Consider the following 14,125-nt stretch of genomic DNA (forward strand, 5'->3'; position numbering starts at 1 on the left):
GATTCGATACTTTCAGGTACGCCCTGTCGGAACTGGAACGTATGAGCGACGACGCCGAACACGCGGTGGACCAGAACGCCTCCGACCACTCGGACCACGGCCATGACGACCACGGACACGGCGACCACGAGCACCACGAGGGCGAGACGGAAGGTCGCGTCACCTCGCCGATGCAGGAGTTCTCGATGAGCCAGGTCTCGACCGGTTTCATCGTGGCGCTCGTCGGCATCGTGCTGACCATCGCGGTTCCGCTGCTGCTGATCTGAAGACGTCCAGCTTCTCTCTTCGCGCTCGATGTGCCTCATCGTGAGCGGTGCTTCGGTAGCCCCGGCCGCCGACGAAGCGAACCTTTGTATTCCATCCCGGCCCAAGCGCCGGCAATGACCGACGCCATCGTCGCCGACGGCATCGAGAAGACCTACGGCGACACGACCGCGCTCTCGGGCGTCTCGCTCTCGGTCGCCGAGGGCGAGGTGTTCGCGCTCATCGGCCCGAACGGGGCCGGGAAGACGACGCTGGTCCGTTCGCTGACCGGAACGGTCGCGCCCGATTCGGGAGCGGCACGACTGCTCGGTTCGTCGACCGCGGACGTGTCGAAGGACCGACTCGGCGTGCTTCCCCAGAAGTTCTCGCCGCCGGAGCGACTCTCCGCGCGCGAGGTCGTCGCCTACTACGCCGGCCTCTACGACGAAGCCCGGGACGTCGACGAGATACTCTCCGAGGTCGGCGTCTCGGAGAAGGCGGAGACATGGTACGAGAACTGTTCGGGCGGCCAGCAGCGGCGCATCTGTCTCGGCGCGACTCTCGTCAACGACCCGGACGTGCTGTTCCTCGACGAACCGACCACGGGCATCGACCCGGCCGGCCGGCGGACCATCTGGGAGCGCATCGAGGGACTGGCGTCGGGGGGGACGACCGTGTTCCTCACGACGCACGACATGGCCGAGGCGGAGCGGCTCGCCGACCGGGTGGGGCTGCTGGCAGAGGGGGAACTCGTCGCGGTCGGGACGCCCCACGAGCTGGTCGAGCGGTACGTCGGCGAGGACCGGCTGACGGTCACGGTCCTGGACCGGCCAGGACGAGCCGCGGAGGCGGTGGACTTTGAGGCGACCGTCTCCGGCGACGAGGTCGTCTTCTCGGACGTGTCCCCGCAGGACATCGGTCACGTCGTCGACGCGCTCGACGAACTGGGCGTCGAGTACACCTCGGTCGCGTGGGCCGAGCCCTCGCTGGAGGACGTCTATCTCGAGTTGACGGGTGAACGGTTCGAGGTCGAGAGCGCGAACAGAGCGGTCGCCGCTGGGGAGGTCGAACGATGACCGCAGCGAGACGCATCCGCTCGGAGGCCGTCGCCGCGTGGCACTCGTTCCTGCGGCGGCGGGTCGCCGTCTTCTTCACGTTCTTCTTCCCCGTGCTGCTGGTCGGCATCTTCGGGGCGCTGGTCCAGACGAACCCCGCTGGTGGTGGCCTGTTCGCGGAGGACCCGGCGTACTACGTTCCGGGCTACCTCGCCGTCGTCGTCCTCCAGACCCCACTGTCGCGGATGGGCTCGGAGGTCGCCCGACACCGCGAAGGCAGTCGATTCGAGAAGCTGGCGACGACCCCGCTGACGCGGGCCGAGTGGCTCGCCGCGCACACCCTCGTCAACACCGTCATCATCGGCATCGCCGGCTTCGTCCTGCTCGTCCTGACGGTCGTACTGACAGGCGCGCAGATAACGTACTCCCCGCTCATCCTCGTCTACGTCCTGCTCGGCGTCGCCACCTTCTGCGGGGTCGGTGCGATGCTCGGCTCGTTCGCGGACTCGCAGGACGGTGCCATCACGGCCGCGAACGCTATCGGTCTCCCCCTGCTGTTCCTCTCCGAGACGTTCGTCCCGCCGTCGATGCTCCCGGACTGGTTCCACCCCATCGTGGCACTGTCGCCCCTGACGTACTTCTCGCACGGGCTTCGACAGGTCATCTGGGCTGGCGCCGAGCCGGGGACCGTCGTCCTCGGGCTCGACGGTATCCAGTCGCTTGCGTTGCTCGCGGTACTGGCGGTGGCGTTCTTCGGGTTCGGGGCGCGGGCGATTCCCCAGACGGACTGAGGCCGGGGCGGGGAGACTGCTCAGAAGAACTCTGATAGCGTCTTCTCGCTCGCTTCGCGCTTCTCCACGTCGAACTCGGCCAGCCTGACGAACTCCAGCTCGTCGTCGCGGAGGGTCCGCTTCACCCGGTCGCTGGCCGAGGGCGCGACGAGCATGCCGCGAACCTCGGGGTTCGACTCCCGGTAGAGGTCGACGTACCGCTTCAGCTGGTCGACGTTGTTGAGCGTGGCCTGCCGACGCTTGACCTCGACGACGACGGGGACGGCCTCTGCGTCGCGCGCGAAGAAGTCGATGAAGCCGTACTTCGTCTCGCGCTCGTGCTCGACGATACGGATTCCGTCGCCGAGCGACTCCTCGGGATTGCGCTCGATGTACTCGTGCATCTCGGCCTCGGTGCCGCGCTCCCGGTAGTCGGCGGGGTCGTCGGCGTCGAACCGGGTGAGGAGGTACGGCTCGTGGAGGAAGACGCGCAGGTACTCGTTCGGGTTGGAGCGGCGCGCGTAGAGGAGTGGTGCACCGGCGGCGTCCGGTGCTGACTCGTCGTCGCCGTCCTCGATCTCGACTTTGATGGTCGCGCCGCCGGGCATCCAGTTCACCGGCTTGTGGCCCGAGGGTCGGTGGACGAGCAGCGTCCCGTCCGGTTTGCAGACCACGAGCCGGTCGCCGGGTGCGAGGTAGCCGCCACTGCGGCCGTCGTACTCGACCTCGCACTCGGCCATCACCGAGATCATGGCCCCGTCCCTGAGCCCTTCGCGAACGACGCGCTCGACGGTCTGGGCGTCGGGCGCGTGGTGTCGTTCCGTCGTCATAGCTCTCGGGTTCCCACCTGTGCACGAAAAAGGTGTCCGGTTCGCAGTCGCCGTCCGGGGCAGGTGGCCCTCTCGGCTGCCAGCTCTCCGCCGGTCAGCTCACTCGAGGTCGAAGCGGTCGAGCGTCATGACCTTCTCCCACGCGGCAACGAAGTCGCGAACGAACTTCTCCTCTGCGTCCTCGGCCCCGTAGACCTCCGCGAGCGCCCGAAGGCGGGAGTTCGAGCCGAAGACGAGGTCGACGCGGGTTCCCCGCCACTCGACCTCGCCGGTGTCGCGGTCACGGCCGACGTACACGTCGTCGTCGTCCGAGGACGGCTCCCACTCGAGGTCGTTGTCGAGCAGGTTCGCGAAGAAGTCGTTGGTCAGCGTCTCCGGCTCGTCGGTGAAGACGCCGAGGTCGGAGCTCTCGTAGTTCGCGTCCAGCACTCGCATGCCGCCGACGAGCACCGTCATCTCGGGGGCCGTCAGCGTCAGGAGGTCGGCCCTGTCGACCAGCTGCTCCTCAGCCGCCCGGTCGTCGTCGCCACCGAGGTAGTTCCGGAACCCGTCCGCGTCCGGCTCGAGCGCCTCGAACGAGTCGACGTCGGTCTGCTCTTGCGAGGCGTCCGTCCGGCCCGGTTCGAACGACACGTCCACGTCGTAGCCGGCATCGCTCGCGGCCTCCTCGACGGCCGCGTTGCCGCCCAGGACGATGAGGTCCGCGAGCGAGACGCGCACGTCGTCGGACCGGGAGCTGTTGAAGTCCTCCTGGATGGCCTCCAGCGTGTCGAGCACGGCCTCGAGCTCCGCCGGCTCGTTGACCTCCCAGTTCTTCTGGGGGCGGAGGCGGATGCGGGCGCCGTTCGCGCCGCCGCGCTTGTCGCTGTCGCGGTACGTCGACGCGGCCGCCCAGGCGGTCTTGACCAGCTTGGAGACCGAGAGGTCCGACGCGAGAATCTCCGCTTCGAGCTCGGCGACCTCGTCTTCGCCGATGCGGTCGTAGTCCGCGTCCGGAAGCGGGTCCTGCCACAGCATCTCCTCGTCCGGGACCTCCGGGCCGAGGAACCGCGTCGGCGGGCCCATGTCGCGGTGGGTCAGCTTGTACCAGGCCTTCGCGAAGGCCTGCTGGAACTCGTCCGGGTTCTCGTGGAAGCGCTTCGATATCTCCCGGTAGTCCGGGTCCTCCTTCAGGGCAAGGTCCGTCGTGAGCATCATCGGCGGGTTCGACGCCGACGAGTCGTGCGCGTCCGGCACGTCGTCCTCGGCGGACTCGTCCTTCGGCCGCCACTGCCACGCGCCGGCGGGACTCTTCTCCAGCTCCCACTCGTACTCGAACAGGTTCTCGAGGAAGCCGCTGTCCCACATGGTCGGGGACGAGGTCCACGCACCCTCCAGCCCGCTGGTGATCGTGTCCGGCCCCTTGCCCGAGCCGTGTTCGCTGTCCCAGCCGAGGCCCATCTCCTCGATGGGTGCCCCCTCCGGGTCCGGGCCGAGGCTGTCGTCCGGGGCCGCACCGTGGGTCTTACCGAACGTGTGGCCGCCGGCGATGAGCGCGACGGTCTCCTCGTCGTTCATCGCCATCCGGCTGAACGTCTGCCGAATGTAGTCGGCCGCCTTGGCCGGGTCCGGCTCGCCGTTCGGGCCCTCGGGGTTCACGTATATCAGGCCCATGTGGTCGGCGCCGAGGGGTTCCTCGAGGTCGCCGTCCTCGTCGTGGCGTTCGTCTGCGAGCCACTCGTCCTCGGGCCCCCAGTCGACGGCCTCGTCGGGCTCGTAGGCATCCTCGCGCCCGCCGGCGAAGCCGTAGGTCTCGAAGCCCATCGACTCCAGGGCGACGTTGCCCGTCAGTATCATCAGGTCGGCCCACGAGAGCTTGCGGCCGTACTTCTGCTTGACCGGCCAGAGGAGTCGGCGCGCCTTGTCGAGGTTCACGTTGTCTGGCCAGCTGTTGAGCGGGGCGAAGCGCTGCCGTCCGGAGGCCGCACCGCCGCGGCCGTCGCTGGTCCGATACGTGCCGGCGCTGTGCCACGCCATCCGTATGAAGAGCGGACCGTAGTGGCCCCAGTCGGCCGGCCACCACTCCTGCGAATCCGTCATCACCGCCTCGATGTCCTCCTTCACCGCGTCGAGATCGAGCGACTCGAACGCGTCGGCGTAGTCGAACTCGTCGTCCATCGGGTCGACCTGCCGAGCGTTCTGGTCGAGGATCTGCACGTTCAGCTGATTCGGCCACCAGTCCTGGTTGGACCCATTCATCATCGGGCACTTGTTCCTATCGCGTGTTAAGATTGTCTAACTCGGAAACGAAGGCGGCCATCAGGCGAAAAATTCTATTGGTTCTATGAACTAATGTCCGCGATAGGAGCACCGCTTCTTTCCGGGCGCTCAAGAGCGGGAGACGTGGTCTCCGGGCTCATCGCGGGCCGGTAGCGCGTTTCCTTCCGGCAGCCCTCTCGTTCACCGACGGACGTCTCTGGACGGCCGGGGGACTCTTTCAACCGCTCGGCAACTCCCTCACTCGACCGGGATGCGCCGGCCCCCGCCGCCGGTCCCGTCCTCGCCGCCATCAGCGCCGCTCTCTCCATCACCGTTCCCGTGAGAGTTCGCGCGGTCGGTGACGACGAGTCGCTCGGTCGTCTCGCCGGCTGCTCGCTGGATGGTCAGCTCCACCGTGTCACCGGGCCGGACTTCGGTCATCAGGTACCTGACGAGCTCCTCGTGCGCGTGAAGCTCGTGGCCGTCGATACCGGTGATGACGTCGCCACCGACCGGCACCTCACGACCTCGCACCACCGTCGCGGTGTGACAGCCACCGAGGACGCCACTGGCTGGACCCTCGCGGACGTCGACGACGAGGACGCCGCGGGGGACGTCGAGCCCGTTCGCCTCGGCCACCGTGGGCGAGACGTCCATCGTCCGGACGTGGAGGGTCGCGTGGTCGGCCTTCCCGTGGGCGAGTAGATCAGGAACGACCCGGTGGACGAGCGCGGGCGAGATGGCGAAGCCGATGTTGTCACCCTGTCTGGCCCGGTTGACGCCGACGACCTCGCCGTCGAGGGTGACGAGCGGGCCGCCGGAGTTGCCCGGGTTTATCGGCGCGTCGGTCTGGACCGTGTCGGGGATGGTGAAGCCCTCACCCGTGGGCATCGACCGGTTGACGCCGGAGACGATGCCCGCCGAGATGGTCCCATCGAGGCCCATCGGGTTGCCCAGCGCGGCGACCGGGGTCCCTGGCACTGGATTCGCCGCGGCGACGGGGAGCGGGGTGACGTAGTCCGGGAGGTCCTCGACGCGGACGACGGCGAGGTCGGTCGCCGGGTCGGTGCCTACGACGCTGGCGGTTCGCCACTCGCCGTTGGAGAAGCGACACTCGACCTCTGTCGCGCCGTCGACGACGTGGTGGTTCGTGACGACGTGGCCCGACTCGTCGTAGACGAATCCCGAGCCTGCGCCGTGGTGGTTGTCCCCGGTCGCCGGGTAGATGGAGACGACCGCGGGAATCGTCGTGCGGTACAGCTCCGTGTAGGTGTGGTCGGTCCGTTTCATGTGGGGTGCGACCAGTTCGCACTAACCTCTGGTAAGTTTCGTTCGTATTTAACCGAGACGGTGGTGCCGGTGGCGTCACCCCGGCGAGCCTCAGCCCGTCAGTGGACCGAAAACGGCATCGAAGAACGGCGAGACGGCGTCCGAGACGCCGACCACGTCGAAGACGACGAGCAGGTAGTAGCTCGCGACCAGCAACATCACCGCCCCCGTGACCCGGTTGATGGTCGAACTGTGCTTCGCGAGGCCCCGGGTCGCCCGCTGGCCGGCCGATTGCGAGACGAGCCCGAAGGCGAGCAACGGCGTGCCCATCCCGAGACCGAACGCCAGGAAGCCGAGGAACCCTGCGAGCGGAGTGTCGAACAGGACGGGTGCGCGGGCGAAGAACAGCGCCAGCAGTCCGGGATTGCACGGGAGTACGATGGCCCCGAAGAAGAACCCGTAGCCGAACGCCGTCAGCGCGGGGTGGCTCGACTGGGGCGGCTCGGCCGTCGGCAGCCGGTGCGCGAGGTCGAGGTCGAACAGGAGCGCGACGCTCACGAGGAGCAAAACGACGAAGGCGATGGGGGAGACGACCTCGACGACGACCGTCAGCGACTCCTGCAGCAGGAACGAGAAGACGACGCCGACGGCCGCCATGAAGGCGATGACGCCGAGGGTGACGAGGCCGGCGAGGACCCCGGCGGGGAGCCGTCCCTCTTCCCCCTGTGAGGAGAGGTACGCAAGGAAGCCGGGGTAGAGCGGGAGGGCGCACGCCGCCGTCAGCGGCGTCCCGACGCCGAGCACGAATACCTCGACGAACCGGTCTAACATCGGTGTCCCTCCCGCCGGCTGACCGACGGTGTCACCCGCCGGTCTAGCATTCGTCGGTCTGCTCGACGAGGTAGTCGGTCGACTTGTGTCCGTCCTTGAGGCGGGTCGTCTCTCCACCGGGGCAGTGGAGTAGCATCGGGACAGACGGCGCACTCGCCATCGTCGAGCCGAACTCGTCGGTCAACTGTTTCGTCACGTCGGACGGGGAGACCGCGTAGTACCAGTCGTACCCGTGGGACTCGGCGTGTGCCTTCACCTTCTCGGCGCTCTCGTTCGGGTCGATGTCGAGGGCGACGCTCACCACGTCGTCGCCGACCTCGTCGTGGAACGTCTTGAGCTCGTCCTGCTGTCGCTTACAGTTCGAACACCAGACGGCGAACGTCTCGACGAGGACCGGTTTCTCGAAATCGGCGATTCGGAACGTCTCGCCGGTCAGGACGTTGGTCAGTTCGGTCTGCTGCCAGTTCGTCGACCCGCCCGTCTCGCCGCCGCCGTTCTGGCCACCGCCACCGTCCGTATCACCGTCCCCAGCAGACCCACCGTCGCCGCCCATGCCGCCGTCGTTCGAACCGCCACCGAGACAGCCCGCCAGTCCGAGCGTCCCGAGACCCGCGAATCGGAGGGCGTCGCGCCGAGAGATGTCAGTCATGCTTCTCCTGAGGGAGGCTCGGGACAAAATCACATCTCGGTCGGGCGCGCTCGGCGCACGACCGACCGGGGGTACGGAACCGACCCGCCAGTCGCCGAGGCCATGGGGTCAGAGCGGAACGCCGACGAACATGAACCGGTAGCTGTAGATGTGGTTCAGCATGACGTAGGTCACGACGCCGAGGCTGAGCGACAGGATCCACGCGCCGGCGGCGATGCGGCCGATCTTTTTGTGGGGCGTGTTCCGGAGCTCTGCCGGCGTGTGGGTGAGTCCGAGTACGAGCGCGTAGAGGACGACCGGAACCGAGACCACGGAGAGGACGATGTGGATGGCGAGCATCACCAGGTACGCGACGTAGACGATACCCGTCGCGCCCACTATCTCCTTCTCGCCGCCGCCGCCGACCTTCACGAGGTAGAGCGCGAGGAAGACGAGGATGAGCGTGAACGAGGTGAGCATCGCTGCTCGATGTTTCGCGACCTCGCCCGCGCGAATCCAGTACCAGCCGAGTGCGAGCGAGACGGTCGCGATGGTGTTGACGACCGCGATGGCGTGCGAGAGAATATTGACGGTCGCGTGGTCGATGGTCGGGTAGATGGGGACGAGTCCGGCGAACGTGCCCAGCACGAGGGCGTAGCCGACGACCGTCAGTACGATGGTCGTCTCGCGGACGTTGTCCCGAACCGTCGCTCTGACCTCGGTGCTGCTCATTGGCGGGGGGTTGGGACGAGGGGAGTATCCCGTTTTCGCTTCGGGGTGTCGGCCAGAATTCCAGTTTCGTTGCACTACATCAGGTGAAATTGTAGAATCGGCACCCGAAGGCGGGGGGCCTTCCGTTAGAGTAAAACCTGCCGCAAGGGAAAGCGATTGTATGAGCAGCGACCAGGACCAGCGGTCGATTCGTTGTCTCGTGGCCAAGGTCGGACTCGACGGGCACGACAGAGGGGCGCACGTCATCGCCCGCGCGTTCCGTGACGCAGGGTTCGAAGTAATCTACTCGGGCCTGCACAAGGCGCCGGACGAGATCGTACAGGCCGCCGTCCAGGAGGACGTCGACGTCCTCGGCATCTCCATCCTCTCGGGCGCACACAACACGCTCGTCCCGAAGATCGTCGACGGCCTCAAGGAGTACGAGGCGTTCGAAGACACACTCATCCTCGTCGGCGGGGTCATCCCCGAGGACGACAAGGCCCACCTCAAGGAGCTCGGCGTCGCAGAGGTGTTCGGCCCCGGTACCTCGATGGACGAGACCGTCAAGTTCGTCCGCGAGAACGCCCCGGAACGATGAGCACGCCGACGGACGACCTGCTGGACGACCTCCTCGCCGGAAAGCACCGTGCGCTCGCCCGCGCCATCTCGGTCATCGAGAACCGCGAGGACGGCTATCGGGAACTCGTCTCCGCCCTCTACGAGCACACCGGTGATGCGGAGGTCATCGGCATCACCGGGAGCCCCGGCGCCGGCAAGTCGACGCTCGTCGACAAGATGGCGAGCACCTACAGAGAGCGCGGCGAGACCGTCGGCGTCGTCGCCATCGACCCGTCCTCACCGTTCACGGGTGGCTCTGTCCTCGGCGACCGCATCCGCATGGCCTCGAACGTCGGCGACATGGACGTGTTCTTCCGGTCGATGAGCGCCCGCGGCAACCTCGGCGGACTCTCGACCGCGACGGCGGACGCCGTGAAGGCGATGGACGCCTTCGGCAAGGACAAGATCATCGTCGAGACGGTCGGTGCGGGTCAGAACGAGATAGACATCGTCCGGACGGCCGATACGGTCTGCGTGCTCGTCCCGCCCGGTGCGGGCGACAACGTCCAGATGCTCAAGGCCGGCATCCTCGAGATCGCCGACGTCTTCGTCGTCAACAAGGCGGACATGGACGGCGCCGACCGGACCGTCCAGGAGCTGCTGGAGATGGTCCAGATGGGCTCGGGCGCGATGCGTATCGACGCGAGCCACCACGGGTTCGGCGACGTGGACGTCGACGTCGACATGCCGGGCTCGGCCGACGCCGGCGAGGCGGACGTCGAACCGTGGCAGCCGCCCGTCCTCGAGACGGTCGCGACCGACGGACAGGGCGTCGACGAACTGCTCCAGACGCTCTCTGACCACCACGGACACATGGTCAGTACGGGCCAGCTGGAACGCAAACGCCGCCAGCGCGTCGCCGAAGAGATCCGAACGCTCCTCCGGGACGACGCGGCCGGCCTCGTCCGACAGGAGCTCGATTCGAGAGGCGGCATCGGCGCGTTCGTCGACCAGGTGATGGCCGGCGAGACAGACCCGTACGCCATCGCCGACGACGTCATCCAGCCCATCGCGGACTGCGTCGAACAGAACTAGGTCGCGGAACGCTTCGTTCCCGCCGGGAGGTGGCCTCGGCGAAGCAACACTCAATCTGCGGTCGCGTCCTCTTGCGGTGCGGTGTACACGGTCTCCTGCGTGAGCGTCTTGACCGCCCGTCGGAACCGCTCGGAGGCCGCGTTCTCCGAGATGCCGAGGCTCGACGCGAGTTCGGCGAGCGAGCTCCTGCGTGGAATCTCCAGATACCCCGTCTCGATCGCCGCCTGCAGCACGTCTCGCTGTCGTGGTGTCAGCCCGTAGATGACCGACCCACCCTCGACCTGCCCCGAGAGCCGTTGCAGGTCCATCACCACTTCACTGTCCCGACAGTAGTCGGCGAACCCGGCGAACGACTCGTGGTCCGGGAAGGCGAGACGATACGTCCAGCCGTCGACGGTGCCGACGATCTCGTCGACGAGCCCGCCGCGTTCGACGAGGTCGGTGTAGACCGCTGCAGCGCGCGCGGTCGGTTCGAGGGTGGCCGTGTACAGGCGGCGGTCGTCGAGGACCGCGACCTGTTCCGGCCGGCCGAGACTCTCGTCGCGCTCGAGCGCACGCTCGAACGTATCGAGGTTACACCCACTCGCCCAGAAAAGCAGCTGGAAGTGGTCTGTTTCGAGCATATCCGACCGCTCCCACTGGACGGTCGTCTGTGGACACGCTCGCAAGCTCGCACGGAGCAATCCAGTGTCCAGTGTGAGTTCGACGAGCAACATCGATTCTTGGCGAGCCTCGGCACCGTAATTACTTAAAAACCCTTAATCTGCAGCCCTACATTTTCATGTGGCGGGAATATTCCCGCTCGCAACTTATCCGCTCTTCCCACCAACAGTGAATTGCCTCGTGGTCCGTGAAGAGAAACGGTGGCCGACACGGCCTCCAGCGACCCGGACCGGGGCAACGACCACGGCCGCAACACCCGATCTCCCCCGCTGCACCACCCACCCCCGGTCCAGCGGTGAATGTCCGTCGGTCACAGACGAGCAGGTGGCCGGTGTGACGCAGGATTGATCGTGTATCCACCCCCCCGACCCAACGGCCGTCGGTCCGATCGCCCGTTTTCTACATACTATCGTCGAGACGACCGTCGAGCCGGGCTTCAACTGTCGGCAGGATTAAGTTACAGCCCGGCGAATTGCTTGTATGAAGTTCAAACGTGCGATAGCTACAGCAGGCGTGACCGTCGGTGCCGTCGCCACGGCGAACGCACTTCTCTCCCGATCCGCAGAGCAGCTCGAGGCTCCCCTGCCCGGCGAGCAGCGGACCTACCGATGGCGCGGGATGGACGTCTCCTACACGGAGGCGGGTGACCCGGACGCACCCGACCTCCTGTTCCTCCACGGCGTGAACGCGGCGGGCTCCAGCCACGAGTGGCGGGAGATATTCGAGGCTCTCTCGAAGGCGTACCACGTCATCGCGCCCGACTTGCCAGGGTTCGGTGCCTCCGACCGTCCCCCGCTCGTCTACACCGCCGAACTGTACGACGACTTCGTCGCCGACTTCGTGCGCGACGTGACCGACCGTCCCACAGTCATCGCGTCGTCGCTCTCGGGCGCCTACGCGACCCGCGCCGCCAGCTCGACAGACGTCCGTCGACTCATCCTCGTCTGCCCGACGGCACAGACCATGCCCGGCGGACGAAAAGCCGGAGTCAGAACCCTGCTTCGCTCACCGCTCGTCGGCGAAGCGCTGTTCAACGCCATGGCCTCGAACAGGTCGCTCGTACACTTCAGCGCCGACCACGGCTACTACGACGTGACGAACTACACGTCCAACAAGCGGGACTACCAGTGGCAGACCGCCCACCAGCCGGGTGCCCGGTTCGCCCCCGCATCGTTCGTCGCCGGCTATCTGGACTCCGACCTCGACCTCGGAACCGCCCTCGCCGAGCTCGACGTCCCCGTGACACTGGTCTGGGGGCGTGAAGCAGAGACGAACCCGCTCTCTGAGGGCCGCAGGCTCGCCGACGCGACCGGCGCGAGACTCGTCGTCGTGGACTACGCCAAACTCCTCCCGCACGACGAACACCCGGACAAGTTCGTCGAAGCCATCGAGGACGACCTCCCCGAAATCTCAGCAGAGACCTTCCGCGAGGAACGGAAACGGAGCCTGGAACGACGCCGCGAGCGCGAACTCGGGTCTCAGGAGGACGTCAGCGTCACCGTCGAGAGCGCTCGAGGCTCGTCGGACGCTGGAGACGACCCCGTCCAGATAGACGTCGAAGAGACGGGCGACGCGGAGAACTGAGCGGCAAAAAAACCCGTTGAACAGGACCAACCGCGCGGAACCGGGCGGCCGCGCGGGCCCGGACGACTCGTTATTGTGCCCGGAAGACGATCACGCGGTCGCCGGTCGTCTTCGTCTCGTCGACGCCGACCGAGACGCTCATTCCGACCTCTACGTCTTCGATGTCGACGCCGGTGACGATACCGGTCACGCGGACCGGCCCGAAGCGGGCGATGGCGGTCGCGAACGGCGCGTCCTCCGAGAAGTTCGGCGTCGGGACGTGCACGATGGTGAACGTCTCGACCTCACCGGTCGCCGGCAGGTCCTTCCGGGCGAGGTCGGTCGAACCTGTCGCGGGGTCGACCCGCCGCGGCGGGAGCCAGCCGTCGCCCTCGGGGCCTTCGAGGTAGTACGGTTCGCCAGCCTCGACGGCGTCGAGCCAGTCGTCGTAGCCGGCGTTGACGACGTCTTCGCTCATGCGACCACCTCCAAAACGTGCACGACAGCACTCGCGACCGTGCCACCCGCGTTGTGGGTGACGCCAGTCTCGGCCTCGGCGACGAACGAGCTGTTCGGGTGGTCGCCGCGCAGGAGCTGGGTCAGCTCTGCGATCTGCGAGGCGCCGGTCGCACCGACCGGGTGACCCTTCGCCTTCAGGCCGCCGGAGAGGTTGACGGGGAGTTCGCCGTCTTGCGTGGTCTTCCCCTCCCGGGCGGCCGAGATTCCTTCGCCGACCTCGAACAGGCCGAGCGACTCCATCGCCAGCACCTCTGCGATGGTGAAACAGTCGTGCACCTCGGCGACGTCGACGTCCGACGCGGAGATGCCCGCGTCCGCGTACGCCTCCTCGGCCGCTTCGTCCGCCGCGGGCGAGCGCGCGAGGTAATCACGGTCGTGGAGCGCCATCAGGTCGCCGCCCTGGCCGGAGCCGGTGATGGCGACTGGGGCGTCGAGTCCGTGTTCCTTCGCGAACTCGTCCGAGACGAGGACGAGCGCGCTCGCGCCGTCGGAGATGGGACACGAGTCGTACAGCCCGAGCGGCTCTGCGACCATGGGGGCCCCCAGCACGTCGTCGGGGGTGATCTCGCGCTGGTACTGTGCTTTCTCGTTCGGGAGGGCGTTCTGGTGGTTCTTGACCGCGATGGCCGCGAGGTCCTCGCGCGTGCCACCGTACTCCGAGAAGTAAGCGTTCGCCATCAGAGCGTACGCGCCTGGGAACGTCATCCCGGCTTTGACCTCCCAGAGGTCGTCCGCGGCGATGGCGAGTGCTTCGGTCGCCCCGGCGGTTCCGAGGTTCGTCATCCGCTCGGCGCCGCCGACGAGGATGACGTCTTTCTCCCCATTCCGGACGTTCTTGACGGCCTCCCGGACGGCGACCCCGGAGGACGCACACGCTGCCTCGTACCGGGTCGCCGGGGCGTCGACGCCGACCGCTTCGGCCATCAGCGGCCCCTGGTGACCCTGGTGCTCCGCGAGTTCGCCCATGAAGTTCCCGTAGAAGAGGGCCTCCACGTGGTCCTGGTCGACGCCCGCATCCGCGAGGGCGTCGAGACCCGCCTCCGCGAACAGGTCACGACCTGTCCGTTCCGGGGACGCGCCGAACTTGGTCAGCCCGACTCCTGCGATTCGTACCTCTGTCATCGTCTCCGAGTAGTTCACGCGCCGTTTAAT

The 14,125-nt window shown here is 67.2% G+C and carries 14 protein-coding genes and 1 pseudogene; 6 read left to right on the top strand and 9 right to left on the bottom strand.

Translation table 11 applies throughout. The features are described from left to right. The first annotated feature begins 41 nt into the window (after positions 1-41). From ACSC1Y_RS14130 to ACSC1Y_RS14140, 3 genes are all read left to right on the top strand, one after another. The gene (locus tag ACSC1Y_RS14130) at positions 42-266 is read left to right on the top strand and encodes a DUF7550 family protein (protein WP_435335564.1); all 225 of its coding nucleotides are present in this window, start codon (positions 42-44) and stop codon (positions 264-266) included. Positions 267-380: 114 nt separating this feature from the next. Continuing rightward, positions 381-1,319, top strand: a complete 939-nt coding sequence (locus tag ACSC1Y_RS14135; protein ID WP_435335565.1) for an ABC transporter ATP-binding protein — start codon at positions 381-383, stop codon at positions 1,317-1,319. After that, a complete protein-coding gene (locus tag ACSC1Y_RS14140) occupies positions 1,316-2,089 on the top strand; it encodes an ABC transporter permease (protein WP_435335566.1) in 774 nt (257 codons plus the stop codon). Before ACSC1Y_RS14135 ends, ACSC1Y_RS14140 begins: the two co-directional genes overlap by 4 nt. Positions 2,090-2,109: 20 nt before the next feature. Here the strand turns inward: ACSC1Y_RS14140 and nucS are convergent, their stop codons facing one another. From nucS to ACSC1Y_RS14170, 6 genes are all read right to left on the bottom strand, one after another. Further along, positions 2,110-2,898 carry an endonuclease NucS gene (nucS, locus tag ACSC1Y_RS14145; protein WP_435335567.1) on the bottom strand — a complete coding sequence of 263 codons (789 nt, stop codon included), beginning with the start codon at positions 2,896-2,898 and terminating at the stop codon, positions 2,110-2,112. 99 nt (positions 2,899-2,997) lie between these two features. Then, positions 2,998-5,169, bottom strand: a complete 2,172-nt coding sequence (katG, locus tag ACSC1Y_RS14150; RefSeq protein ID WP_435335790.1) for a catalase/peroxidase HPI — start codon at positions 5,167-5,169, stop codon at positions 2,998-3,000. A 225-nt stretch (positions 5,170-5,394) separates the two neighbouring features. Continuing rightward, on the bottom strand, positions 5,395-6,426 hold the full coding sequence (locus ACSC1Y_RS14155; RefSeq protein WP_435335568.1) for a S1C family serine protease: 1,032 nt from the start codon (positions 6,424-6,426) through the stop codon (positions 5,395-5,397). A gap of 90 nt (positions 6,427-6,516) precedes the next feature. Further along, complete coding sequence (locus ACSC1Y_RS14160) at positions 6,517-7,236, bottom strand: cytochrome c biogenesis protein CcdA (protein ID WP_435335569.1); 720 nt, start codon at positions 7,234-7,236, stop codon at positions 6,517-6,519. A 43-nt stretch (positions 7,237-7,279) separates the two neighbouring features. Beyond that, a complete protein-coding gene (locus ACSC1Y_RS14165; RefSeq protein WP_435335570.1) occupies positions 7,280-7,885 on the bottom strand; it encodes a TlpA family protein disulfide reductase in 606 nt (201 codons plus the stop codon). A gap of 108 nt (positions 7,886-7,993) precedes the next feature. Beyond that, positions 7,994-8,596, bottom strand: a complete 603-nt coding sequence (locus tag ACSC1Y_RS14170) for a DUF420 domain-containing protein (RefSeq protein WP_435335571.1) — start codon at positions 8,594-8,596, stop codon at positions 7,994-7,996. A gap of 160 nt (positions 8,597-8,756) precedes the next feature. On the opposite strand from ACSC1Y_RS14170, the gene ACSC1Y_RS14175 reads away from it, so the two are divergent. Together ACSC1Y_RS14175 and meaB are read left to right on the top strand one after the other, a co-directional pair. Further along, on the top strand, positions 8,757-9,173 hold the full coding sequence (locus ACSC1Y_RS14175) for a cobalamin B12-binding domain-containing protein (RefSeq protein ID WP_435335572.1): 417 nt from the start codon (positions 8,757-8,759) through the stop codon (positions 9,171-9,173). Beyond that, entirely contained in the window at positions 9,170-10,228 is a 1,059-nt protein-coding gene (gene meaB, locus ACSC1Y_RS14180) for a methylmalonyl Co-A mutase-associated GTPase MeaB (protein ID WP_435335573.1), read from the top strand. Before ACSC1Y_RS14175 ends, meaB begins: the two co-directional genes overlap by 4 nt. 50 nt (positions 10,229-10,278) lie before the next feature. On the opposite strand, the gene ACSC1Y_RS14185 is transcribed toward meaB, so the two are convergent. Then, positions 10,279-10,944: a helix-turn-helix domain-containing protein gene (locus tag ACSC1Y_RS14185; RefSeq protein WP_435335574.1), complete on the bottom strand. Its 666-nt coding sequence runs from the start codon at positions 10,942-10,944 to the stop codon at positions 10,279-10,281. A gap of 427 nt (positions 10,945-11,371) precedes the next feature. On the opposite strand from ACSC1Y_RS14185, the pseudogene ACSC1Y_RS14190 reads away from it, so the two are divergent. Further along, positions 11,372-12,310: pseudogene (locus tag ACSC1Y_RS14190) on the top strand (alpha/beta fold hydrolase); the annotation flags it as partial. A gap of 235 nt (positions 12,311-12,545) precedes the next feature. Here ACSC1Y_RS14190 and ACSC1Y_RS14195 read toward each other — a convergent pair. Both ACSC1Y_RS14195 and ACSC1Y_RS14200 read right to left on the bottom strand, forming a co-directional pair. Continuing rightward, positions 12,546-12,932, bottom strand: coding sequence for a Zn-ribbon domain-containing OB-fold protein (locus ACSC1Y_RS14195; protein ID WP_435335575.1), 387 nt, complete (start codon positions 12,930-12,932; stop codon positions 12,546-12,548). Beyond that, entirely contained in the window at positions 12,929-14,095 is a 1,167-nt protein-coding gene (locus tag ACSC1Y_RS14200) for a thiolase domain-containing protein (protein WP_435335576.1), read from the bottom strand. Before ACSC1Y_RS14200 ends, ACSC1Y_RS14195 begins: the two co-directional genes overlap by 4 nt. Positions 14,096-14,125: the final 30 nt, after the last annotated feature.

It is taken from the genome of Haloarchaeobius lipolyticus (assembly GCF_051208015.1).
Lineage (GTDB): Archaea > Halobacteriota > Halobacteria > Halobacteriales > Natrialbaceae > Haloarchaeobius.